This is a genomic window from Azospirillum sp. TSO35-2, assembly GCF_003116095.1.
Lineage (GTDB): Bacteria > Pseudomonadota > Alphaproteobacteria > Azospirillales > Azospirillaceae > Azospirillum.
This window is the reverse complement of sequence record NZ_LGRA01000018.1, coordinates 718,964-743,285: the sequence shown is the minus strand read 5'-3', so window position 1 is coordinate 743,285 and position 24,322 is coordinate 718,964. Positions and strand designations below refer to the sequence as shown.

Genomic DNA, 24,322 nt, shown 5'->3' with positions numbered 1-24,322 from the left:
CTGAGTCCGCACCCTTGTCTTGGCGCATGGCGGTGCTAGCATGCGGACGCATGGCTGGGCCGCGTCCGCCGTTCGCCTGCCGCCGTTCGCCTTCCGGGAGCCGACGCTGTCCCATCTCATCGACGATACCGAACAGGTCGGGCTCGAGTGGCTGGCCGCTCTGGCGACACCGCTGTGGCTGGCGCGGGCCGACGGTCTGGTGGTGTGGCGGAACGACGCCGCCCGCCGCCTGCTCGACCGGTTGGGCGTGGCCGACGACGCGCGCCTCGGACCGGAATCGTCGCTGCGCCACGCCCTGTCCGGACCGGCCGACCTGCGCGTCACCATCGGTGGGGCGGGCGACGGGGAGAGCGGCAAGCCGGCGACGGAGCTGTCGGTCCGCGCCGGCCCGGCTCCCGGAACCGACCGGCGCCCCGGCGGCCCCCTGCTGCTGCTGGAGGCCACCGCCGCCGCCATCGCCGACGCGGCGGCGCACCGGCTGCTGCTGGACGCCATCGACTGCATCGGCGAGGGCTTCGTGCTCTACGACGCCGACGACCGGCTGGTGCTGTACAACCGGCGCTACCGCGACCTGATGGTCGGCGACCTGGACCGGGCCGGACCGGGGACCCTGTTCGAAACGGTGCTGCGGGAAGGGGTGCGCAGCGGCCTCTACCGCTTGGCTCCGGAGCGGGCCGACGCCTGGATCGCCCAGCGGCTCGACCTGCACCGCAACGGCGGGCCGCCGATGGAGGTGCAGTTGCGCGACGGACGCTGGCTGCGGATCGAGGAGCGGCGCACCCGCGACGGCGGCACCGTGGGCCTGCGCACCGACATCACCGACCTGAAGACCCAGGCGCTCGAACTGGCCGCCGCCCGTGACGGCGCCGAGGCGGCCAACCGCCGCAAATCCGACTATGTCCACCATCTGAGCCACGAGCTGCGCACGCCGCTGACCGCGGTGATCGGCTTCGCCGAGATCCTGCGCGACCAGTTGATGGGGCCGCCCGGAAACCCGCGCTACCGCGAGGCGGCGACCCAGATCGTCACCGCCGGCGACTATATGCTGGAGCTGATCAACAACCTGCTCGACCTCGCCCGCATCGAGGCGGGGCGCCTCGACCTGCACGAGGATGAGTGCCCGCTGGGGCTGATCGCCGACGCGACGACGGCGATGATGGCGGCGCGGGCCGAACAGGCGGGGGTGGCGCTGACCGTGCGGGTGCCGGACGACCTGCCCGTGCTGCGCGGCGACCCGTCGCTGGTCCGGCAGATGCTGACCAACCTCGTCGGCAACGCCCTGAAATTCACGCCGTCCGGCGGCCGCGTCACCGTCACCGCCGCACCGGACGGCGACGGCGGCCTGACCGTCACCGTGACCGACGACGGCCGCGGCATGGCGCCGGAGCACATCCCGCAGGCGCTGACCGCCTTTTCCCAGGTGCACGACCCCATGACGGTGCCACAGCACGGGACCGGCCTGGGCCTGCCGCTGACCGCGGCGCTGGTGGCGCTGCACGGCGGCGCCATCGCCATCGACAGCGCCCCCGGCCGCGGCACCTGCGTGCGCCTGCGCTTCCCGCCGGAACGGACGATGGCGGCGGAACCGGTCTGACGCGCTCCGGTCAGGACGCGCGCAGCGCCGACAGGAAGCCGTCGACCTCCTGCCGCATCCGGCCGGCGTCGCCGGTGACGGTGTCGACCGACCGCACCATGACGGCGGACGCCTGCTCGGCCGACGCGGCGGCGGTGGTGACGGCGCCGATGTTGGCGGACACGGCGCGGGTGCCGTCGGCGGCGTCGTGGATGTTGGCGGCGATCTCGCCCACCGCGGCGGTCTGCTGTTCGACCGCGGCGGCAACCTCGCCGGCGATTTCGTTGATGCGGGCGATGGTGCGGGTGACGGCGCCGATCGTCTCCACCGCGGTGCCCGACGCGGTCTGGATTTCGGCGATGCGCGCCTGGATCTCGCCGGTGGCCTTGGCGGTCTGGCCGGCGAGCAGCTTGACCTCGCTGGCGACGACCGCGAAGCCCTTGCCGGCCTCGCCGGCGCGCGCCGCCTCGATGGTGGCGTTCAGCGCCAGCAGGTTGGTCTGGCCGGCGATCGACTGGATCAGGCCAACCACCTCGCCGATCTTGTTGGCGGTCTGCGACAGGCCCTCCACCGTGCGGTCGGTGCGCTCCGCCTCGTCGGCGGCCTTGCGGGCGATCTGGCTTGAGGCGTGGACCTGACTGCCGATCTCCTGGATCGAGGCCGACAGCTCCTCCGTCGCGGCGGCCACCGCCTTGACGTTGCCTTCCGCCTGCTGCGAGGTGCTGGCGGCCGTCGTCGCCTCGGCGGCGGTGGTGTCGGCGCTGCGGGTCATCCGCTCGGCCATGCCCTGCATGTCGCCGGCGACGTGGGCGACGCGGTCGAGGACGCCGCGCACGCTGCTTTCGAAGCTTTCCGCCATCTCGACCATGGCGCGGCGGCGCTCCCCGGCGGCGCGGCGGCGTTCGGTTTCAGCGCGGGCGTTGGCCTCGTTGGCGGCGTTGGCGGTGTCGCGGAAGACGGCCAGCGCGCGGGTCATGTCGCCGATCTCGTCGGCGCCGACGGCCGGGATCGCGGCGTTCAGGTCGCCGGCGGCGATCGCCCGCATGGCGTCGGACAACAGGCTGAGCCGGGCGACGATGTGGCGCCCGACGACGAACCAGGCCAGCGCCACCGCGCCGACCAGACTGCCGATGGCGAACAGGATCAGCATCCGGCGGCCGGCGGCGATGGTCCCGCCGGTTCCGGCGACGGCCGTCTCCGCCTCCGTCTTCATCGCGGCGATCTGGCGGTCGACGGTGGTGGCGAAGCGTTCGGCCAGCGTCCGGTTGTCCGCCAGCACCCGCGCGGTGTCGGCGCCCGCCGCCAGCTCGGCCCGCCGCAGGGCGATGATGCCGTCGTCGCCGCGGCCGAAAGCCGACAGCGCGTCGATCGCGGCGGCGATGGCGGCCTTGCCGGCGCCGTCTTCCCCCTTGCCCTCGCCCTCGTCGCCAAGCTTCGACACACGCCCATCGAGCGCCATCGCGGTGGCGGCGAAGCGCGCCTCCAGCACCTCCAGCCGCGCGGCGTCGGGCGCCTGCGCCGCCTCGTTCAGCACGCCGGCCAGGGCGGTGCCGTAGGTCGACAGCTCCAGATGGGTGCGGAAACGGTCCAGGCCGCGGCCCAGCAGATCCTGGATGGCGTCCTGGACCTGCGAGCGGACGTCGAAGTTGGCGCGCTTGATCTCGCTCTGCACCCGGCGCAGCGGCGCCTGCAGCGCGTCGAGCAGCTCGGCGGCGCGCGCCCGCGCCTCGGTCAGCCGGTCGTCGAGCTTGCGGTCGACGGCGCCGTCGCTGTTCTCCGTGCCGTCCAGCGCGGCGCGGCGCAGGTCGAACACGTTGCCCTTGCCGTAGCCGTAGAGGAACAGCGTCTCGATCTTCCCGGCGGTCCCCGGCGGCAGCCGGTCGCCCAGCGTGCCGACGGTGGCGGTCACCTGGGACGAGGATTCCAGATAGGCCTGCTGAAGCTGGGCGATGGCCGCCGCGCTGGGCGCGGTGCCGGAGCGGTTCATGGCGTCGAGCGCACCGGCGATGCTGCCCCGCAGGTCATAGAGCGCGATCATCGAGCGGATGGCGTCGGACAGGCTCCGCATGTCGCGGTCGGTCCCGCCGTCCAGCGCCTCGCCCTTGTCGTGCAGGGCTTGGCCGGCGCGGTCGACCAGCGGCCCCAGCGTCTTGAGGAAGCCGTCATAGACCTGCGTCAGCCGGGCGGTGGCGGCCTCGCGGCGGGCCTGCGCCGACAGGCGGCGGGCCACCGCCTCGTTTTCGGTGTCGAGCGTCCCGATCAGCGCCTTTCCGGTGTCGCGCACCTCCGACAGCAGCGGATCCCGCGGCCGGCGGTTGGCCAGATCGTCGACCAGGGCCAGGAAGGTCCGGGCGCGGCCCTGGGTTTCGGACTGGATGCGCTCGCGTTCCTGCTGGGTGTCGGCGCCGTCCAGGGTCGGGGCCGCCGTGGCGATGCGGCTGCTTTCGCCGGCCAGCCGGGTCGCCAGCTCCATCTCCGGCAGGGTGGTGTCGGCGATCTGCGCCATCGGCGTTTCCACCGCGGCGAAGGAGACCAGCCCGACGGCGCTGGCCGCCACCGTCATCGCCGCCATGCCGGCGAAGGCCAGCAGCAGCTTGGCGCGCACGCCGAGGCGGCGGCCGGTGGCGGGACCCGAACGGTCGCCGGAATGCGCAGCAGCCGATGCGGCGCTGTCCAGGATGTGTGAGGCCATGATGCGTGGTGTCTCCCGGCGGGTGTGGTCGCAAGTCCCGGACGCCGGTCGCCCCCTACCGACCGCGCCTGCGCGTTGATCGCAGGCGCGGAACCGCAACCCCTGAATGGGCTCTGCGGCGATCGGTCACACCGGCCCGGGCATGGTTTCCACTGCGCGATGCCGCGTCAATCTGTTTTCCACTATCATGAAAAAACACTGCAGGAACTTCCATCATACGGAAGCCCCCGGCCTTGCTGCACGCCGTCTTTCCGAATGGGGTAATCCGGTTTTCCGGCGTACCCGGCTACCCCCTTCGTGGCACTCCATGCCGTTCGGCCGCTCCGGCGGGGCCGTCGCCCAACGGCCTATTTCCGCGCTACAGCTCAAGGTTTATGGCCCCGGCCCGGCGGCCGGCCTGCCGTCCGGACCGTGGCCGTCACCATCGGCCGACGCTATCCGTCTGCTTACCCCATCCGGCGAAAACCTCATCACAAGGATAGCGGCACTGCCATACCGATGCCGCCTGGAAGCACCTGGGTGGCGTGGCTAGCTTGGGACTATCGCGTTTCCAAGAGGTTCCGAGAATGCCGCAGGATGTCAGCCCCGTCTTCGCCAACTCGTCCTACGATGGCTCGCAGACCGCTGGATCGCCTTCCGCCGGACCGCACGCCGCCGGGATCGGCGGCACCGATGAACAGATGATCGCCGACATCCGCGCCGTGCTGGCCGAATGCGGCGGGCTGGCGGTCGACGCCGCCACGCTGCACGCCGACGACGACCTCTACGCCGCCGGCCTCACCTCGCACGGCTGCGTCGGCCTGATGCTGGGGCTGGAGGAGCAGTTCGACGTCGAGTTTCCGGAAAAACTGCTGAACCGCCGCACCTTCGAAAGCATGGCGGCCATCCGCGACGCGGTGCGCGGCCTGCTCGACGGGGACGTCGCGTGAACGCGGCGGTCCCAGGTCTCGCCGCCCGGGCGCGTGCCGTCGGGGCCGGGATCGCGGCGCGCCACGCCGACGACGTCGACCGCAACAGCCGGTTCCCCGCCGAGGCGTTCGACGCGCTGCGCGAACAGGGGCTGCTGGGCGTCATGGTCCCGGCCGACTGCGGCGGCAGCGGCGCCTCGCTGTTCGACGTGGCGTCGGCCTGCCACGCGCTGGCCCGCGGCTGTGCCGCCACCGGCATGATCTACGCCATGCACCAGATCCAGGTCGCCTGTCTGGTCAACCACGGCCGCGACGGCTGGCACCGCGCCCTGATGACCCGCATCGCCGCCGACCAGCTTCTGCTCGGCTCGGCGACGACGGAGGCGGAGACCGGCGGCGACATCCGCAACAGCGTCTGCGCCGTCCGGGCCGAGGGCGACCGCTTCACCCTGGCCAAGAACGCTTCGGTCATCTCCTACGGCGACCAGTCCGACGTGATCCTGGTCACCGCGCGCCGCAACCCGGAGGCGCCCTCCTCCGACCAGGTGCTGGTGGTGGTGACCAAGGAGGACTACCGGCTGGAGAAGACGACGCTGTGGGACGCGATGGGCATGCGCGGCACCTGCTCCGACGGCTACCGGCTGGAGGCGGCGGGCGGCATCGACCAGATCCTGCCGCTGCCCTACGCCGACCTGTCGGCCCAGACCATGCTGCCGGTGACCCACATCCTGTGGAGCAGCACCTGGCTCGGCATCGCCGCCGACGCCGTCAGCCGCGCCCGCGCCTATGTCCGGTCGGAGGCCAAGCGCAAGCCGGGCACCACCCCGGCCTCGGCCGTCCGGCTGGCGGAGGCGACGGCCAGGCTGCAGTCGATGAAGGCCGCCATCCTGACCGCCATCCGCCAGTACGAGCTGGCCAGCGGCTCGCCGGAGCTGCTGACCGGCCTGTCCTTCGCCACCGCGATGGGCACGCTGAAGGTCACCACCTCGGAGCTGGTGCGCGAGGTGGTGGAGGCGGCGATCCGCACCTGCGGGCTGGCCGGCTACCGCAACGACACCCCCTACAGCCTGGGCCGCCACCTGCGCGACGCCCATTCCGCCGCGCTGATGATCGGCAACGACCGGATCATGTCGCACATCGCCACTCAGCTTCTCGTTCAACGGGACGGATCGGGGCCATTCGAATGAACATGATGGATGCAGCGGCGGCGCAAGCGGCCTATCGCGACGAGCTGGTCGACGCGGGCCTTCTGATCCCGACCGGCGTGGATGGCCTGTACGGCCGCAGCGGCGTGTTCGAGGACGTGGTGGAGCGGTTCGACGCCCTGGTCACCCGCTGGGGCGGCGGCGACGGCGCGGAGGTCATGCGCTTTCCGCCCGCCCTCAACCGCCGGTATTTCGAGGAAAGCGAGTATCTGAAGAGCTTCCCGCATCTGGCCGGCACCATCCACAGCTTCGCCGGCGACGAGAAGGCGCACCGCACCCTGCTGCGCCGGCTGGAGGAGGGCCAGGACTGGACCGAGGACCAGGCGGCGACCGACGTGGTGATGACCCCGGCGGCCTGCTACCCGGTCTACCCGACCATCGCACGGCGCGGCGCGCTGCCGGACGAGGGCCACCTGATCGACGTCTTCTCCTACTGCTTCCGGCACGAGCCGTCGATCGACCCCGCCCGCATGCAGCTGTTCCGCATGCGCGAGTACATCCGCATCGGCACGCCCGACCAGGTCGTGGCGTTCCGCGAGCTGTGGCTGGAGCGCGGCCGGGCGATGATGGCCTCGCTGGGGGTGCCGCTCGACGTCGACGTCGCCAACGACCCCTTCTTCGGCCGGGCCGGCGCCATGCTGTCGAGCAGCCAGCGCGAGCAGAAGCTGAAATTCGAGCTGCTGATCCCGATCACCAGCGTGGAGAAGCCGACCGCCTGCCTCAGCTTCAACTACCACCAGGACCATTTCGGCCATCTGTGGGACATCCACGGCGCCGACGGCGCGGTCGCGCACACCGCCTGCGTCGGCTTCGGGATGGAGCGCGTGGCGCTGGCGCTGTTCCGCCACCACGGCTTCGACCCGGAATCCTGGCCGGCGGCGGTCCGTCAGGTGCTGTGGGGCTGATGGGCATCATGTGGACGCCGCACCGACCCGACGGCTACGCCCGCCACCCCCTGCACCAGGGCGAGCGCATCTGGCCGGAGACCAACTGCTACGTCGACCTCTGGATCGAGGCGCTGCACGCCCGCGGGCTCGACCCGCTGGCGATGCTGGGCTTCACCGTGACCCAGGACTTCGAGGGCGACCAGTTCACCTTCTTCAAGGTGCCGCTGGAGGATCTGGAGACGCTGTACGGCCTGCGCGTGCAGGAGCTGGCGATCTACGACAGCGTCGAGGCCCACGCCGCCGAGCAGTTGCGCCGCACCTCCGACGGCGGTCTGGTGCTGGTCGAGGTCGACGGCTTCCACCTGCCCGACACCCGCGGCACCTCCTACGGCACCACCCACGTCAAGACGACGGTCGGCATCGTGCGGATCGATCCGGCGGCGCGCTGGATGGACTATTTCCACAACGCCGGCTTTTACCGGCTGGAGGGCGCCGACTATGACGGCGCCTTCGCTGCCGCCGCAGGGCCGCTGTTCCCCTATGTCGAGTTCGTCAAGACCGGCCGGCCGCCGCTGGAGGGCCGGGCGCTGGTCGGCGCCTCGCTCGACCTGATGCGGCGGCATCTGGCGCGGCGGCCGGCGGGCAACCCGGTGACCGCCTACCGCGCCGCCTTCCCGGAGCATCTCGACCGGCTGCTGGCGCGGCCGATGGAGGATTTCCACCTCTACGCCTTCAACCTGCTGCGCCAGCTCGGCGCCAATTTCGAGCTGCTGGGCGCCCATGTCGGCTGGCTCGACGGCCCGGCCGAGGCGGTGGAGGCCTGCCGGTCGATCGCCGAGGGCGCCAAGGCGATGCAGTTCCAGCTTGCCCGCACGGTGGCGCGGCGCAAGGCCCCCGACCTGACCGACAGCTTCGACCGGCTGGAACGTGCCCACGACACCGCGCTCGGCGCCTTGAACCGTCACTACGGGTGAGGGGCGATGGCGCGGATCAGATCGGTCGGCGGACGGCGGGTCACCGCCCTGACGGATGGATGGACGATGTCCCTCCTGCCGCCCGGCGCGCCGGGTGATCAAGGCGAACCCCTTGCCGCGACCGTTCCCGGCACCGCTGCCCAGGCCTTGCGCGCGGCCGGGCGGTGGTCGCTGGAGGCGCCGTCCGCGCTGCACGACACGGACAGTCTCTTCCTGACACGTTTGTACGGCCACGGACCGCGCGTCCTGCGCTTCCACGGCCTCGCCACCCTGGCGGAGGTCCGGCTGGACGGGGAATGCATCCTGACCTCCGACAGCATGCATCTGGCGCACGAGGTGCCGGTGACGCTGAACGGCGAGGCCGAACTGGCCATCCGCTTCCACGCGCTGCACCCGGCGCTGGCGGCGAAGAAGGGTCGGGCGCGCTGGCGCACCAAGCTGGCGGAGCCGGCGGCCCTGCGCTTCGTCCGCACCACGCTGCTCGGCCACATGCCGGGCTGGTGCCCGCCGGTCCACGCCGTCGGTCCCTACCGCCCGGTGGAGCTGGTGGAGGACAGCGGCCCGCTGCGCGTGCTCGCCGCCGACCTGCGCAGCGGCTACGACGGCCGCGACGGCCGCCTGTCGCTGCGCCTGACGGTGGAGGGCGCGGCCGCCGGAACCACCGGCACGGTCGAGGTCGCCGGCACCGCCGTCCCCCTGGCCTTCGACGGGATCGACGCCTTCCACGCCGACCTGACGGTGCCGGGGGTGGCGCCCTGGTGGCCGCACAGCCATGGCGAGCCGGCGCTGCACGCGGTGACCGCCCGCATCGGCACGACCGACATCGAGTTGGGACGGGTCGGCTTCCGTTCGCTCGCCGTCGATCGCGGACCGGATGGCCGCGGCTTCGCCCTGCTGGTGAACGGCGTCCGCGTCTTCTGCCGCGGCGGCTGCTGGACCCCGCCCGACATCGTCGGCCTGTCGTCCGACCGTGCGGTCTATGAGCCCGCCCTGCGCCAGATGCGCGAGGCCGGCGCCAACATGGTCCGCGTCGGCGGCACCATGCTGTACGAGGGCGACGCCTTCTTCGAGCTGTGCGACGAGCTGGGCATCCTGGTCTGGCAGGACGCGATGCTCGCCAACTTCGACTACCCGACTGACCCGGCCTTCCTGGAGAGTGTCCGGGCGGAGATCGCCCAGCTGCTCGACCGCACCCAGGCGTCGCCTTCGCTGGCGGTGCTGTGCGGCGGCAGCGAGATGGAGCAGCAGGCGGCCATGCTCGGCCTGCCGCGCGCCTCCCGGACCCAGCCGGCGCTGGAGGCGGTGTGGACCGCGGAGGCGGCGGCGCGGCGGCCCGACCTGGTCCTGGTGCCGAACTCGCCCAGCGGTGGGGCGCTGCCCTTCATCGCCAACGCCGGGGTCAGCCACTATTACGGCGTCGGCGCCTATCTGCGGCCGCTGGACGACGCGCGGCGGGCGGATGTGCGCTTCGCCAGCGAATGCCTCGCCTTCGCCAACGTGCCGGAGGGCGACCCGCTGGGCGTGCCGGCGCTGCATCATCCGCGCTGGAAGGAACGGGTGCCGCGCGACCCCGGCGCCTCCTGGGACTTCGAGGATGTGCGGGACCAATATCTGGAAGACCTCTACCGCGTCGACCCGCGCCGGCTGCGCACCGAGGATCCCGACCGCTATCGCCGCCTGTCGCGCGCGGTGACCGGCGAGGTGATGCAGGCGGTGTTCGACGAGTGGCGCCGGGCGGGATCCTCCTGCGCCGGCGGGCTGGTCTGGCAGTGGCGCGACCTGTGGCCGGGGGCCGGCTGGGGCGTCGTCGCCGCCGACGGCACGCCCAAGCCGGCGTGGCACGCCCTGCAGCGCGCCTTCCGTCCGCAGCGGGTGATCCTGACCGACGAGGGGGTGAACGGGCTGGCGGTGCATCTGGTCAACGACGGCGCCCGGCCGGTGGACGCCCTGCTGCGGCTGACGGCGTGGCGTGACGGGGCGGTGCCGGTGCTGCGGGTGGAGCGGCCGGTGACGCTTCCGGCGCGGGGGGCGGTCGCTCTCCCAATGGCTGAGTTGTCGGACCGCTTCTTTGACGCCACCTATGCCTACCGGTTCGGGCCGTGTCCGCACGACGCGGTGACGGCCCAACTGGTGTCGGCCGATGGTGGTGGGGAACCAATCGATGAGTCACATCATTTCCCTGGCGGACGCTTGCTGCCGCGCGCGGATCTGGGCCTGACGGCCGTGGCCGAGCGGCGGGGAGGGGATTGGGTGCTGCGGCTCGCCACCCGGCGGTTCGCCTGTTCGGTGCATGTCGAGGACGAGCGGTTCCACGCCGAGGAGTCGTGGTTCCACCTGCCCCCCGGCGTCGAACGGACGGTTCGCCTGCGGCCGTGCGCCCGGGCTGGGGGCATTGGGATTGGCCTGGGGGCATCGGATGGGGAAACGCCGGATGGCGAGGTCCACGCGCTGAACGCGCTGGCGCCCGTCCGCTACAGGGGGAACGCATGAAGCCGACACCGGTGGTGTTCGATGGATGTTTCGGTTGGCTGCATCCGGCGCACGGGCTGCGTGGCGTGGTCCTGTGCGGTGCCTACGGGCACGAGGAGCTGTGCGTCCACCGGGCCTGGAAGACCTTCGCCGAGAATCTGGCGGCGGCGGGGCTGCCGACGCTGCGCTTCGACTATCCCGGCTCCGGCGATTCGGCGGGCGACGACAGCGAGCCCGATCGGGTGCGGGCGTGGCTGGACGGCGTCAAGGCGGCGGTCCACCGGCTGCGCGAGGACACCAACGTCACCGAAGTGACGCTGGTCGGTTTCCGCCTGGGTTCGCTGCTCGCCACCGCGGCGGCGGTGGAACTGGCGGAAGCGGGGCAGGGCGTCGACACGCTGGTGCTGATGGCGCCGATCCCGTCCGGCCGCAAGGCGGTGCGCGAGCTGCAGACGCTGGCCAGCATGGTCCTGCGCCCGGTCTGCAACCCGGAACCGCCGGAACGCGCCGCCTGGACCAACGTCGTCGGCATGCCGCTGACGCCGGAAACCATGCTGGCGCTGAACGGCCTGAACCCCTGCGAGCAGCCGACGCTGCCGGCCCGGCGCATCCTGGTCGCCGACCGGCCGGAAGCCAAGGGCTCGGTGGCGCTGGCCGCCCGCTGGCGTGCCCTGGGCGCGCACGTCGAGCCGATGGGCGTCAGCGGCATGATGGAGATGATCCAGCAGCCGCAGCGTGCCAAGGCCGCCGCCACCTTCGATCCCGTCGTCCGCTGGATCGCCGCCGGCCGGGTGGATACCGGCGCCACCCCGCCGCCGGTCCGGCCGGCCGGGCTGATGACGACTGTCGCGGTGGAACGTCCGGTCTTCTTCGGCTCGTCGCCGGAGCTGTTCGGCATCCATTGCTCGCCGGTGCTGGCGGAGCCGACCGGCAACCGGCCGGCGATCCTGTTCCTGAACAGCGGCGCCACCCACCATGTCGGGTCCGGCCGCGCCACCGTGGTCCAGGCCCGGCGGCTGGCGGCGCGCGGCTACACCTCGCTGCGGATCGATTCGGCGGGGATCGGCGACAGCCCCGACCGGCCGGGCTTCCCCGACAACCTGCTTTACAACAAGGAGGTGATCAGCGACGTCCGCGCCGCGCTGAACTGGCTGGAGGAGCAGGGGCACGAGCGCGTGGTGGTCATCGGCCTGTGCGCCGGCGGCACGCCCGCCCTGCACGCCGGCCTGGGCGACCACCGGGTCGTCGGTCAGATCCTGCTGAACCCCGGCCGCTTCGAACTGGGTTCCGGCATCGCCGTGGCCGAGCTGATGCGGACGGTCGCCCACCGCTCCACCACGGAATATCTGCGCGAGGCGCTGAAGCCGGCCCGGCTGCGCGCCACCTTCCGCAACCGTGCCCGGCTGATGGGGCTGGCCAAGCGGCTGACCTCGCGCTTCGTCCGCAAGGTGCTGATCCGCACCGGCCTGACCCGCCACGCGCTGCGCGTCTTCCGCCGCCTGTCGGCGGAGGGCCGGCGGGTGCTGATGGTCTACAGCAGCGGCGACATGACGCTGGCGGAATTCTGGCTGCATCTGGGCGAGGGCGGCCGGGCGCTGCATGGCCTGCCCGGCATCGAGGTGGTCTATCTCGACCGCTCCGACCACAGCCTGACGGTGTGGGAAGCCCGCGACCGGCTGGACATCCTGATCGACCGCCACCTCGCCACGCTGGACTCGCCAACCTCAGCCACCTCATCCGCCACCGGCTTGAGCGGCTGGAACCTCACCCTGCCGTCGGGGGAGCGGGTGGGGTAGCGAACGCCGGGGTCGGCCAGACCCAACCTTCTCCCCAGGCGCAGGGTGATCGCATCTGAGACTCAGAGTCCGTTGAAGGAACTTTCGTCATCCCCGCGAAGGCGGGGATCCAGAAAACTCCGCGGATAAGCCGCTGAGCCGGCTGGATTCCCGCCTTCGCGGGAATGACGGGTTTCGCTGGGTAGGATCATATCTGCCAAAGGCGATCACATCTCCCTCTCCCCGGGGGAGAGAGGGCATTCGGCCCTCAACCCCCCAGCAGCTCCGCCAGCGCCCGCGCGACGACCAGCGTCGCCTTGCGCAGATCCTCCAGCACCAGCTTTTCGTCGGCGCGGTGGCCGTTGGCCTCCAGCAGGTCGCGCGGGCCGGCGCCGTAGAGCACGGTGGGCACGCCGGCCTCGGAATAGTGCCGCGCGTCGGTGTAGAGCGGGATGCCGTTCTGCCCGACCGGCACGCCCAGCACCGCTTCGGCGTGGCGCGCGAACAGGGCGGCCAGCCGCGGCGCGTCGCCGACCGAGCGGAAGGGGCGGGCCAGCAGGATGCGGCGCACCGTCACCCGGATGCCGTCGCGGCCGGCGGCGGCGCCCTCGATCAGGGCGCGCAACTCGGCCTCGACCTCGGCCGGGTTTTCCTCCGGGATCATGCGGCGGTCGAGGCGGAAGGTGACGCGGTCGGGCACCACATTGGTGTTGATGCCGCCCTGGATCAGCCCGACGGTCAGCGACGGGTGGGTGATGCCGACAACGCCCGACCGGCGGGTCGCCAGCTCCGGCCGGTGGGCATAGAGCGCGGCCAGGATGCCGGTCGCCGCCTCCAGCGCGTCATGGCCGGTGTCGGGGCGGGCGGCGTGGGCGGACTTGCCGTCGACCTGGACCTCCAGATGCAGGCAGCCGTTGTGGCCGGTCACCACCGAATAGGCGAAGCTGGCCGACACCGCGTAGTCCGGCTTGGAGATCCCCTGCTCGAGCAGCCATTTCGGCCCGATCTCGCCGCCGGCCTCCTCGTCGTAGGTCAGGTGCAGCTCGACCGTGCCGGCCAGCGGCGCCTTGGTCGCCATCAGCGCCCGCAGGGCGAAGGCGTAGGTGGCGAAGTCCGACTTCGACACCGCCACGCCGCGGCCGTACATCACGCCGTCGCGGATCTCGGCGCCGTAGGGATCGCTCGACCAGCCTTCGCCCGGCGGCACCACGTCGCCATGGGCGTTCAGCGCAACCACTGGGCCGTCGCCGAAGCGGTGGCGGATCACCAGGTTGGTGGCGCTGACCATGCCGTTGGCCCGCACCAGCTCGGCCGGGACCGGGTGGCGTTCGACGGTGAAGCCCATCGCCTCCAGCAGCTCGGCGGCGCGGGCGGCGTGGGGGGCGCAGTCGCCGGGCGGGTTGTCGGACGGCACCTTGACCAGTTCCGCCAGGAAGCGGACCTCGTCGTCGAAGCGGGCGTTCACCGCCTCCTGAAGAGCGTTGCCCAGAGGAGACGGGATGGTGGGGGACTGATCGGTCATGGCAGGCGGTCCGGTGCGGGCTGGAAATGTTCGACGAAGCGGGCGAGCACGCGGGCGCCGGCCTCGGCGTCGGCGGCGGTGATCTTTTCGGCCGGGTTGTGCGAGATGCCGCGGTCGCAGCGCACGAACAGCATGGCGATGTCGGTCAGCGCCGCCACCGCCATGGCGTCGTGGCCGGCGCCGCTCGGCAGCTCCGGCGCGTCCAGCCCTTCGGCGGCGGCCGCCGCGGCGAACTGCGCCATCAGCGCCGGGTGGCAGGCGACGGCCGGGCTGTCGTGCAGCGTCTCGAAGCCGATGGCGACGCCGCGGGCGTCGGCGATGCTCTCCAGCCGGGCGCGGACGGCGCCGACCCGTTCCAGCCGCAGGGGATCGCGGTCGGCGCGCAGGTCGATGGTGAAGCGGACCTTGCCGGCGATCACGTTGGTGGCGCCGGGCGACGCCTCGATCCGGCCGACGGTGCCGACCAGCCGTTCCTGGCCCGAGCACAGCGCCTCCACCGCCAGGATCATCTCGGCCGCCGCGGCCAGCGCGTCGCGGCGCAGCGTCATCGGCACGGTGCCGGCGTGGCCGGCCATGCCCTCCACCGTCACCGCCAGCCGGGTCGCCCCGGCGATGGCGGTGACGATGCCGACCGGACGGCCCAGCGCCTCCAGCACCGGCCCCTGCTCGATGTGCAGCTCGGCGTAGGCCAGCACGTCGTCGCGGCTGTGGGCGGCGGTCGCCCAGGCGGCGGGGTCGAGCCCGAATTGGGCCATGGCGTCGGCCAGCCGCAGCCCGTCGGCGTCGCGGCTGTCCAGCACCGCCGGGTCGAAGCGGCCGGCGATGGCGCGGCTGCCGATCAGGGTCGATTGGAAGCGGGTGCCCTCCTCGTCGCCGAAGCCGATGACCTCGACGGCGAAGGGCAGGCGGCGCCCGCGGGCGTGCAGGTCGGCGACCACCGCGATGCCGGTCAGCACCCCCAGCATGCCGTCGTAGCGCCCGGCGTCACGCACGGTGTCGAGGTGCGAGCCGATCAGCAGCGCCGGCAGCCCGGCCCGTTCCCCCTCGTACCGGCCGATGACGTTGCCGACCGCGTCCTCGCGCACGCTCATCCCGGCCTCGCGCATCCAGCCGCCGACGAGGTCGTTGGCGCGGCGATGCTCCGGCGTCAGGTAGAAGCGCGACAGGCGGTCGGGCTCGGCGCTGATCGCCGCCAGCGCGTCGATGCGGGCGAGAAGGGCCGGTCCGGAAAGCGGGGAAACGGTCATCGGCGGCGGGTCCGAAGGCGGGCCTGGGGGAGGCGAGCGGGGCGGGAACGGTGCCACCCTTGTATAAGCCGAAGCCACCGCCCAGCCCTAGCCCCCGCCGGACGAAGACAGTTTCAAAGAATCCGGAAGCCACAGGCCACGACAACGCTCACCTTGCGGCGCAACATCCGTACCGGGAAAAGGAGAAATGGTGACGAATAATACCGCACGGCCTCTGGAAACAGCTATGCTGATCCATAAATGATGCCGAAGAAACGGCACGAGGCCGGGCGCCCCTTTGCTGCGCCTGCGAAAGAAACCGTGACTGGGAGGTGCGTCCATGACGTCGTTCGATCCCGAAACGCCTTTCGAAAACGCAACGCCGATTGGTGGACCGATCGTTCCCGGCAGCTCGGGCTGTGGGCGCGTGTGGTTCAACGACCGGACCGAACTGGCCCAGGCCCGCACGCTGGCCGGCTGGATCAGCCTGCTGGCCGAGGACCGCGGGCTGGACGACCGGCAACTGGCCGCCGCCACCGGCCTGGATCCGGAGGATGTCCGCGCGGTGCTGGACGGCGCGGTCGCCATGCTGCCGCCCCGCCTGCTCGACGGCGCGCTGCGTCGGCTGGAAGGGCGCCGGCTGTCCTGAGGGGCTGAAAACGCAAAAAGGGCGACCGCAGTGACCGCGGTCGCCCTCTTCATCCGTGTCGTCGTGTCCGGTCCGCAATCGCCTCAGGCGACGGACAGCACGTCGACATACATGTTGGCCGGGGCGGACAGGTGGATGCGGTACAGCATGCCGGCCTGATCGACCAGGATGTCGGCGACCGGGTTCTTGGACGACAGGTCGGTGACCGCGGCGCGGACGTTGCGCGGCAGTTGCTCCAGAGCGATGTCGCGGTAACCGCCCTTGTCGGAAAGCTTGATGGTCTTGTTGCCCATGATGGCAGATGCTCTGAGTGGACTGTGAGGGGATCGAAACGCTGCGGGACAATGGTCCCGCACGGTTAAGCAAGCGTTAAGCCCCCTCGTCCCCCCGCCGGGGAGCCGCGCAGGTCAGCAGCGCTCGCGCTGCAGGTGTCGGCGCGGCTGCCGCCCGGCCTACCGGCGGCGCGTGTCATCCTCCGGCAGCGGCTGCTTGCCCAGCACCATGGAGCTGTTGTCGAGCGCCGCGACCATCGCGTCGCGGGCCGGAGCGCCGGGGCCGGTGACGCTGCCCTCGCCCTGGCGGGCGGCCGGCTCCACCCGTTCGCCCACACCGACCGCCCCCACGCCGGCCGTGGCGCCCGGCTGGGCAACGCGCAGGTCGTTCTGCACATGGCGGACGCCCGAGACGCTTTCGGCGATGTCCTCCGCCCGGCGCCGGGCGGCGCGTTCGGTGACGGTGCCGGACAGCGTCACCTCGCCCTCCTCCACCTTCACGCCGATGTCGGAGGCGTCGATGTGGTGGTCGTCGGTCAGCCGTTCGTTGATGTCCTCCAGGATGCGCTGGTCCGAGCGGCGGTAGTTGCGCGGCCCGACCCCGCGGTAGCGCGGCTCCGGGCTCATCTTGGCGAACTCTTCGCTCCAGGGGTGACGGTGCATGGTCATGGCGGCCTCCTTGTTGGCGGACGGAGTCATTGGCCGTTCAACAGAAGGGGTGTCGTGGTGTTCCGGCCCGGCGCGTTCGGCCGGACAGCCCGCCGGCTGGAATGATGAATTCCCCGTCATGTGCGGACGCATCGCAACCTTGGCCGCGCCCTGCTGTTCGTTCAGGAAAATCTTATGGTCGAGGACGTGTCATGAAACCTTTGGAACGAAGCGTCGCCCTCTGGGCGATGACGATCCTGCTGGCGCTGTTGGGGCTGGCGACCGGCGGCGGCGGTCTGTGGCTGGTCGCGCTGGGCGGGTCCTGGTACTACGCCGTCGCGGGAGTGCTGTTCCTGGTCACCGCGGCCCTGCTGGTGCGGCGGTCGCCGGCGGCGCTGTCGGTCTACGCGCTGCTGGTGATCGGCACCCTGGTCTGGGCGCTGTGGGAGGCCGGGCTGGACTGGTGGCCGCTGGCGGCGCGCGGCGACGTGGTCGCGGTGGTCGGCTTCCTGCTGCTGTTGCCCTGGGTTACCCACCGCCTCGGCGAGCCGGAGCCGACGGCCGGCGTGCCGGCGCCGGGCGCCTATCCGACCGGCGCCTTCCGTGGCACCGGCATTCCGCTGACGGCGTCGCTGGTCGTCGCGCTGCTGGTCGCCGTCGCGTCCTGGTTCACCGACCCCCACCGGATCGACGGCACCGTTCCACCAGACCGGCAAACCGCTTCTGCGGCCGGTGCGGCGTCATCGGCGCCCGCCATCCCCGACGGCGAGTGGCAGGCCTATGGCCGCACCGGCTACGGCCAGCGCTATTCGCCGCTGGCCGCCATCACGCCGGACAACGCCGACCGGCTGCAGGTCGCCTGGACCTACCAGACCGGCGACATGCGCGGCCAGCCCGGCGACCCCAAGGAAACCACCTTCGAGGTGACGCCGCTGAAAATCGGCAACCGCCTGTTCCTCTGCTCGCCGCACCAGGACGTGATCGCGCTCGACGCGACGACCGGCAAGGAGGTCTGGCGCCGCGACTTGAAGATCGACCCGAAGCAACTCGCGCTGCAGCACCTGACCTGCCGCGGCCTGTCCTACCACCCGGCCCCGGCCGCCCCCGCCGCGGTCGCCTCCACCAACCCGGCGGCCGGGAGCGCCTGCCCGGCCAAGCTGTTCATGCCGACCGCCGACGGCCGGCTCGTCGCGCTGAAGCCGGAGGACGGGTCGATCTGCACCGACTTCGGCCGCGACGGCGCGATCAACCTGTGGGCCAACATGCCCAACGTCCGGCCGGGCGCCTACTATTCGACCTCGCCGCCGGTGGTGACGGCCGACCGCATCGTCGTCGGCGGCACCGTGCTCGACAACGTCTCGACCAACGAACAGTCGGGCGTCATCCGCGCCTATGACGTGAACAGCGGCGATCTGGTGTGGAACTGGGACTCCGCCAAGCCGGACGACACCGCGCCGATCCCCGACGGCCAAACCTACACCGCCAACTCACCCAACAGCTGGTCGATCCCCAGCGTCGACGAGGCGCTGGGCATGGTCTATGTGCCGATGGGCAACCAGCCGCCCGACCAGTGGGGCGGCCACCGCAGCCCGGCGGTGGAGCGTTTCTCCTCCTCCGTGACGGCGCTGGATCTCCGGACCGGCAAGGTGCGCTGGGTCTTCCAGACCGTGCATCACGACCTGTGGGACTATGACGTGCCGGCGCAGCCCAGCCTGATCGACCTGACGATCAACGGCCAGACGGTGCCGGCGCTGGTGCAGCCGACCAAGCAGGGCGAGCTGTTCGTCCTCGACCGCCGCACCGGCGCGCCGATCCTGCCGGTGACAGAAAAGCCGGCGCCGCAGGGTGCCGCGGAGGGTGACCACAGCGCGCCCACCCAGCCGGTGTCCGCCCTGTCCTACGATCCGCCGCCGCTCACCGGGCGCGACATGTGGGGGGCGACGATGTTCGACCAGCTCGCCTGCCGCATCGCGCTGAAGCGGCTGCGCTACGACGGCCGTTTCACCCCGCCGTCGCTGCAGGGCTCGCTGATCTATCCCGGCAATTTCGGCGTGTTCAACTGGGGCAGCGTCGCCGTCGATCCCAAGCGGCAGATCGCCTTCACCACCCCGGCCTATCTCGCCTTCGTCTCCCAGCTGGTGCCGCGCCAGAACGACAAGGACCTCTATGTCCAGGGCGGCGAGCGGCCGCAGTTCAGCCTGCCGGCGCTGAACGAGAATTTCGGAGCGCCCTACGCGGTGAAGCTCAGCCCGTTCGTCTCGCTGCTCGGCCTGCCGTGCCAGGCACCGCCCTGGGGCTATGTCGCCGCCGCCGACCTGACGAGCGGCAAGATCCTGTGGAAGCACAAGAACGGCACCACCCGCGACGCCGCGCCGGTCCCGCTGCCCTTCCGCATGGGCGTGCCGAACCTGGGCGGACCGATGGTCACGGCGGGTGGCGTCGCCTTCCTGTCGGGCACCATCGACTATTACGTCCGCGCCTACGACGTTGGCAACGGCAAGCAACTGTGGGAAAGCCGGCTGCCCGCCGGCGGTCAGGCGACGCCGATGACCTACCAGGGCGAGGACGGGCGCCAGTACGTCGTGGTGGTGGCCGGCGGCCACGGCTCGCTCGGCACCAAGGCCGGCGACTCGGTGATCGCGTATGCGCTGCCGAAGTGAGGGAGCGGGGGGCACCTCGGCCCCCTCCCCATCCCTCCCCCGCCCTTGGCGGGAGAGGGGGTAGAAACCTTGCAGGAGTGGGGCGGCAGTTCCCTCTCCCGCCAATAGGCGGGGGAGGGTTAGGGAGGGGGCACCGCCGTAGCCACCTCCCGAAAGCCCAACCCTCAGCGGGTCGGAACCGGCGGGGTCTGCGAGTAGTCGTAGAAGCCGCGGCCGTATTTCTTGCCGATCCAGCCGGCCTCGACATACTTCACCAGCAGCGGGCAAGGGCGGTACTTGCTGTCGGCGAGCCCCTCGTACAGCACCTGCATCACCGCCAGGCAGGTGTCCAGGCCGATGAAGTCGGCCAGCTCCAGCGGGCCCATCGGGTGGTTGGCGCCCAGCTTCAGCGCGGTGTCGATGGCCTCGACGCCGCCGACGCCCTCATACAGGGTGTAGACGGCTTCGTTGATCATCGGCAGCAGGATGCGGTTGACGATGAAGGCCGGGAAATCCTCGGCCACCGCCGCGGTCTTGCCGATGGCCAGCGTCAGTTCGCGGATCGCCTCGAAGGTCGGCTCGTCGGTCGCGATGCCGCGGATCAGCTCGACCAGCTGCATCACCGGCACCGGGTTCATGAAGTGCATGCCCATGAACTTGGCCGGACGGTCGGTCGCCGCGGCAAGGCGGGTGATCGAGATCGACGAGGTGTTCGTCGCGATCAGCGCCTCCGGCTTCAGGTGCGGGACCAGCTTCTTCAGCAGGTCGCGCTTCAGCGCCTCGTTCTCGGTTGCGGCCTCGACCACCAGATCGGAGTCGCCGAAGATCGACAGGTCGGTGCCGGTGACGATGCGGGCCAGCGCCGCCGCCTTCTCGGCCTCGCTCAGCTTGCCCTTCTGGACCTGCCGATCGAAGTTCCGCGAGATGCCGGCGAGCGACTTTTCCAGCGCCGCTTCGCTGATGTCGGACAGGGTGACGTCGTACCCGGCCTGGGCACAGACCTGGGCGATGCCGCTGCCCATCTGGCCCGCACCGATGATGCCAATCTTCTTGATCGTGGTCATTGAGGCTGTCCCGCAAGGATTAGGGTGGAAGGACCGCGGGAGGCGCCGGCCGGGGCCGGTGCACCCCCCGCGCCCAGGTCAGCGCTTGTCCAGTTCGGCCGTCAGCTCCGGCACGGCCTTGAACAGGTCCGCGACGAGGCCGTAATCGGCCACCTGGAAAATGGGCGCTTCCTCATCCTTGTTGATCGCGACGATCACCTTGCTGTCCTTCATGCCGGCCAGGTGCTGGATCGCACCCGAGATGCCGACGGCGATGTACAGCTCGGGCGCCACGATCTTGCCGGTTTGCCCGACCTGGTAATCGTTCGGCACGAAACCCGCGTCGACCGCGGCGCGGCTGGCGCCGACGGCGGCGCCCAGCTTGTCGGCCAGCGCCTCCAGCAGCGGGAAATTCTCGCCCGACTGCATGCCGCGGCCACCCGACACCACGACGCGGGCGGCGGTCAGCTCCGGACGCTCCGACTTGGTCAGCTCGGCCGAGACGAAGCGCGACAGGCTGGCCGCGCCGGCACCCGCGACCGTCTCGACCGCGGCCGAACCGCCTTCGGCGGCGGCGGTTTCGAAGGCGGTGGTGCGGACGGTGATGATCTTCACCGCATCGGACGACTGCACGGTGGCGATGGCGTTGCCGGCGTAGATCGGCCGTTCGAAGGTGTCGGCCGACGCCACGCCGGTGATGTCGGAGATGGCGGCGACGTCCAGCAGGGCCGCGACGCGCGGCAGCAGATTCTTGCCCATCGAGGTGGCGCCGGCCAGCACATGGCCGTAGCCGCTCTTGGCCAGGGACACCACCAGCGGAGCGACGTCCTCCGGCAACTGGTGCTCGTAGGCGGCATCGTCGGCCAGCAGCACCTTGGCGACGCCGGCAACCTTCGCGGCGGCGTCGGCGGCGGCCTGCGCGCCCTTGCCGGCGACCAGGATGTGGATGTCGCCGCCGATTTTGCCGGCGGCGGTGACGGCGTTCAGCGTCGCGGGCTTCAGCGCCGCGTTGTCGTGTTCGGCGATGACGAGAATGTTGGCCATGATCAGATCATTCCCCTCAGATCACGCGGGCTTCGTTCTTGAGCTTGTCGACCAGCGCCGCCACATCGGCGACCTTGACGCCGGCCTTGCGCTTGGCGGGCTCGGTCACCTTCAGCGTCGTCAGGCGCGGGGTCACGTCGACGCCAAGGCTGTCCGGGGTGACGGTCTCCAGCGGCTTCTTCTTCGCCTTCATGATGTTGGGCAGCGATGCGTAGCGCGGCTCGTTCAGCCGCAGGTCGGCCGTCACCACCGCCGGCAGCGCCAGCTCGACCGTCTCCAGGCCGCCGTCGATCTCGCGGGTCACCGTGACCTTGCCGTCGGCCGGCACGACCTTCGAGGCGAAGGTGCCCTGGCCCCAGCCGAGCAGCGCCGCCAGCATCTGGCCGGTCTGGTTGCAGTCGTCGTCGATCGCCTGCTTGCCGAGGATCACCAGCCCGGGGGCTTCCTTCTCGACCAGGGCCTTCAGGACCTTGGCGACGGCCAGCGGCTGGGTCTCCACATCGGTCTGCACCAGGATGGCGCGGTCGGCGCCCATCGCCAGCGCGGTGCGCAGCGTCTCCTGAGCCTGGGCCGGCCCGATGGACACGACGACGATCTCGGTCGCCGTGCCGGCCTCCTTCAGGCGAACCGCTTCCTCGACGGCGATCTCGTCGAAGGGGTTCATCGAGAACTTCACGTTGGACGTCTCGACACCGGACTGGTCGGTCTTCACCCGGATCTTGACGTTGTAGTCGACGACGCGCTTCACGGCGCAGAGGATCTTCATGGCGCGGGTCCCTTTGGAATTGGGCGGCGTGCGGGCATGGAGGGGCGTTGCCCCCACCCCATCCCTCCCCCGCTCTCGGCGGACCTATGGTCCGCCTGTCGCGCCAGCACAAAGCATAGCTTTGTGCGAGAGCGAACGCGGGGGAGGGGGCGGATGCTTGCAAAGACATCGCAAAGGACGGAGGCAGTCCCCTCTCTCGCGTTGGCGGAAGAGGGTTGGCGAGGGGGGCAACGTGCCCCTTACAGCGCCTCGGTCTGCTTGCGCAGGACGTACTTCTGGATCTTGCCGGTGGAGGTCTTCGGCAGCGGGCCGAACACCACCGTGCGCGGGCACTTGAAGTGCGCCATGTGCGAGCGACAGAAGGCGATGATGTCGGCTTCGGTCGCGGTGGAGCCGTCCTTCAGCGTGACGAAGGCGCAGGGCGTCTCGCCCCACTTCTCGTCGTGGCGGGCGACGACGGCGGCCTCCAGCACCTCCGGGTGCTTGTAGAGCACGTCCTCGACCTCGATCGAAGAGATGTTCTCGCCGCCGGAGATGATGATGTCCTTCGAGCGGTCCTTGATCTCGACGTAGCCGTCCTCGTGCCAGACGGCGAGGTCGCCGGTGTGGAACCAGCCGCCGGCGAAGGCCTCTTCCGTCGCCTTGGGGTTCTTCAGGTAGCCCTTCATCACGTTGTTGCCGCGCATCAGGATCTCGCCCATGCTGCGGCCGTCCTTCGGCATCGGTTCCAGCGTGAAGGGATCGGCGACGATCACCGCTTCCAGCATCGGGCCGCGCACACCCTGGCGGGCCTTGATCGCCGCCTTGTCGTCAAGCGACAGCTCGTTCCAGCGGTCGTGCCAGACGCAGACCACGGTCGGGCCGTAGCATTCGGTCAGGCCGTAGACGTGGGTGACTTCCCAGCCCATGCGCTCCATGCCGGCGATGACGGCGGCGGGCGGGGCGGCGCCGGCGACCATCACCTTGACCTTGTGGTCGATGCCCTGCTTCAGCGCGGCGGGCGCGTTGTTCAGCAGGTTGAGCACGATCGGCGCGCCGCAGAAGTTCGTCACCTTCTCGTCGCGGATCAGCGACAGCACGGCGTCGGGACGGACCTGCCGCAGGCAGACGGCGGTGCCGGCGGTGACGGCGATGGTCCAGGGGAAGCACCAGCCGTTGCAGTGGAACATCGGCAGCGTCCACAGATACACCGGCGCGTCGCCCATGTTCCAGGACAGCGCGTTCGACACCGCGTTCAGGTAGGCGCCGCGGTGGTGATAGACGACGCCCTTCGGGTTGCCGGTGGTGCCCGAGGTGTAGTTCAGCGCGATGGCCTGCCATTCGTCGGCCGGCGGGGTCCAGGGATGCTCGGTGCCGACGTCGCTGATGAAGGACTCGTAGTCGCGGTCGCCGATCAGCTCGCCGCCGCTGTAGGTCGGGTCGTCGATGTCCACCACCGGAATCGGCGATTCCAGCAGCGCCAGCGCCTTCTTGGCGACGCCGGAGAACTCGCGGTCGACGATCAGGATCTTCGCCTCGCCATGCTTCAGGATGAAGGCGATGGCCTCGGCGTCGAGCCGGGTGTTGATGGCGTTCAGCACGGCGCCGGCCAGCGGCACGCCGAAATGCGCCTCGAACAGCTCGGGCGTGTTGGCGGCCAGCATGGCGACGGTGTCGCCGGCGCCGATGCCGACATTCGCCAGCGCTGCGGCCAGACGGCGCACGCGGACGAAGGTTTCCGCCCAGTTGCGGCGGACCGGGCCATGGATGACGGCGACCCGGTCCGGCCAGACCGCCGCCGCGCGCTCCAGGAAGGTCAGCGGCGTCAGCGCGACGAAGTTCGCGGCGTTGCGGTCGAGGTCGCGGTCATAGGGGTTGCCGCCGGCAGCGGTGGATGCACTCATCGGACCGTTCTCCCTAGAGGGTTCTTGTTGCGCGCCGTCATCCCCCGGGATCCGGGGGCGCGGCGGTGTTGGCTACAGGCTCTACCCGATCAGCTTTGCGCAACTTTCTCAGGATTATGACCAATTGTTATTGGGGATGTTGCGGGA

General features: G+C 71.0%; 18 protein-coding genes. 9 read left to right on the top strand and 9 right to left on the bottom strand.

The window, feature by feature from the left end; genetic code table 11:
* Positions 1–40 precede the first annotated feature (40 nt).
* Positions 41–1,594, top strand: coding sequence for a HAMP domain-containing sensor histidine kinase (locus TSO352_RS33970; RefSeq protein ID WP_247872100.1), 1,554 nt, complete (start codon positions 41–43; stop codon positions 1,592–1,594).
* Between the two features lie 10 nt (positions 1,595–1,604).
* Here TSO352_RS33970 and TSO352_RS14295 read toward each other — a convergent pair whose 3' ends face one another.
* Complete coding sequence (locus TSO352_RS14295; RefSeq protein WP_109107971.1) at positions 1,605–4,265, bottom strand: methyl-accepting chemotaxis protein; 2,661 nt, start codon at positions 4,263–4,265, stop codon at positions 1,605–1,607.
* A 566-nt stretch (positions 4,266–4,831) separates the two neighbouring features.
* Here TSO352_RS14295 and TSO352_RS14290 point away from each other — a divergent pair.
* From TSO352_RS14290 to TSO352_RS14265, 6 genes are all read left to right on the top strand, one after another.
* Entirely contained in the window at positions 4,832–5,194 is a 363-nt protein-coding gene (locus tag TSO352_RS14290; protein ID WP_282183860.1) for an acyl carrier protein, read from the top strand.
* Positions 5,191–6,360: an acyl-CoA dehydrogenase family protein gene (locus tag TSO352_RS14285; RefSeq protein WP_109107970.1), complete on the top strand. Its 1,170-nt coding sequence runs from the start codon at positions 5,191–5,193 to the stop codon at positions 6,358–6,360. Before TSO352_RS14290 ends, TSO352_RS14285 begins: the two co-directional genes overlap by 4 nt.
* Entirely contained in the window at positions 6,357–7,283 is a 927-nt protein-coding gene (locus TSO352_RS14280; RefSeq protein WP_199231599.1) for an amino acid--[acyl-carrier-protein] ligase, read from the top strand. Before TSO352_RS14285 ends, TSO352_RS14280 begins: the two co-directional genes overlap by 4 nt.
* Entirely contained in the window at positions 7,283–8,239 is a 957-nt protein-coding gene (locus TSO352_RS14275; RefSeq protein ID WP_247872099.1) for a DUF1839 family protein, read from the top strand. Before TSO352_RS14280 ends, TSO352_RS14275 begins: the two co-directional genes overlap by 1 nt.
* A gap of 66 nt (positions 8,240–8,305) precedes the next feature.
* On the top strand, positions 8,306–10,729 hold the full coding sequence (locus TSO352_RS14270) for a glycoside hydrolase family 2 protein (protein WP_247872098.1): 2,424 nt from the start codon (positions 8,306–8,308) through the stop codon (positions 10,727–10,729).
* Entirely contained in the window at positions 10,726–12,504 is a 1,779-nt protein-coding gene (locus TSO352_RS14265) for an alpha/beta fold hydrolase (RefSeq protein WP_109107968.1), read from the top strand. The genes TSO352_RS14270 and TSO352_RS14265 overlap by 4 nt, the downstream gene beginning before the upstream one ends.
* 247 nt (positions 12,505–12,751) lie before the next feature.
* Here TSO352_RS14265 and TSO352_RS14260 read toward each other — a convergent pair whose 3' ends face one another.
* Positions 12,752–14,005: a M20/M25/M40 family metallo-hydrolase gene (locus TSO352_RS14260; RefSeq protein ID WP_109107967.1), complete on the bottom strand. Its 1,254-nt coding sequence runs from the start codon at positions 14,003–14,005 to the stop codon at positions 12,752–12,754.
* On the bottom strand, positions 14,002–15,252 hold the full coding sequence (locus tag TSO352_RS14255) for an allantoate amidohydrolase (protein ID WP_109107966.1): 1,251 nt from the start codon (positions 15,250–15,252) through the stop codon (positions 14,002–14,004). The genes TSO352_RS14260 and TSO352_RS14255 overlap by 4 nt, the downstream gene beginning before the upstream one ends.
* 319 nt (positions 15,253–15,571) lie before the next feature.
* On the opposite strand from TSO352_RS14255, the gene TSO352_RS14250 reads away from it, so the two are divergent.
* Complete coding sequence (locus TSO352_RS14250; protein WP_109107965.1) at positions 15,572–15,880, top strand: hypothetical protein; 309 nt, start codon at positions 15,572–15,574, stop codon at positions 15,878–15,880.
* 83 nt (positions 15,881–15,963) lie between these two features.
* On the opposite strand, the gene TSO352_RS14245 is transcribed toward TSO352_RS14250, so the two are convergent.
* Both TSO352_RS14245 and TSO352_RS14240 read right to left on the bottom strand, forming a co-directional pair.
* On the bottom strand, positions 15,964–16,173 hold the full coding sequence (locus tag TSO352_RS14245) for a hypothetical protein (RefSeq protein ID WP_109107964.1): 210 nt from the start codon (positions 16,171–16,173) through the stop codon (positions 15,964–15,966).
* A gap of 159 nt (positions 16,174–16,332) precedes the next feature.
* Positions 16,333–16,821, bottom strand: coding sequence for a BON domain-containing protein (locus TSO352_RS14240; protein ID WP_247872097.1), 489 nt, complete (start codon positions 16,819–16,821; stop codon positions 16,333–16,335).
* A gap of 191 nt (positions 16,822–17,012) precedes the next feature.
* On the opposite strand from TSO352_RS14240, the gene TSO352_RS14235 reads away from it, so the two are divergent.
* Entirely contained in the window at positions 17,013–19,460 is a 2,448-nt protein-coding gene (locus tag TSO352_RS14235) for a glucose/quinate/shikimate family membrane-bound PQQ-dependent dehydrogenase (RefSeq protein WP_109107962.1), read from the top strand.
* A gap of 164 nt (positions 19,461–19,624) precedes the next feature.
* On the opposite strand, the gene TSO352_RS14230 is transcribed toward TSO352_RS14235, so the two are convergent.
* The 4 genes from TSO352_RS14230 to TSO352_RS14215 all read right to left on the bottom strand — a co-directional run bounded on the left by TSO352_RS14230 (position 19,625) and on the right by TSO352_RS14215 (position 24,175).
* A complete protein-coding gene (locus TSO352_RS14230) occupies positions 19,625–20,503 on the bottom strand; it encodes a 3-hydroxybutyryl-CoA dehydrogenase (RefSeq protein WP_109107961.1) in 879 nt (292 codons plus the stop codon).
* Between the two features lie 78 nt (positions 20,504–20,581).
* Positions 20,582–21,526 carry an FAD-binding protein gene (locus tag TSO352_RS14225; protein WP_109107960.1) on the bottom strand — a complete coding sequence of 315 codons (945 nt, stop codon included), beginning with the start codon at positions 21,524–21,526 and terminating at the stop codon, positions 20,582–20,584.
* A 16-nt stretch (positions 21,527–21,542) separates the two neighbouring features.
* Positions 21,543–22,292 (bottom strand): electron transfer flavoprotein subunit beta/FixA family protein, encoded by a 750-nt coding sequence (locus tag TSO352_RS14220; RefSeq protein WP_109107959.1) that lies wholly within the window; start codon positions 22,290–22,292, stop codon positions 21,543–21,545.
* 239 nt (positions 22,293–22,531) lie between these two features.
* Entirely contained in the window at positions 22,532–24,175 is a 1,644-nt protein-coding gene (locus TSO352_RS14215) for an acyl-CoA synthetase (protein WP_109107958.1), read from the bottom strand.
* Positions 24,176–24,322 lie beyond the last annotated feature (147 nt).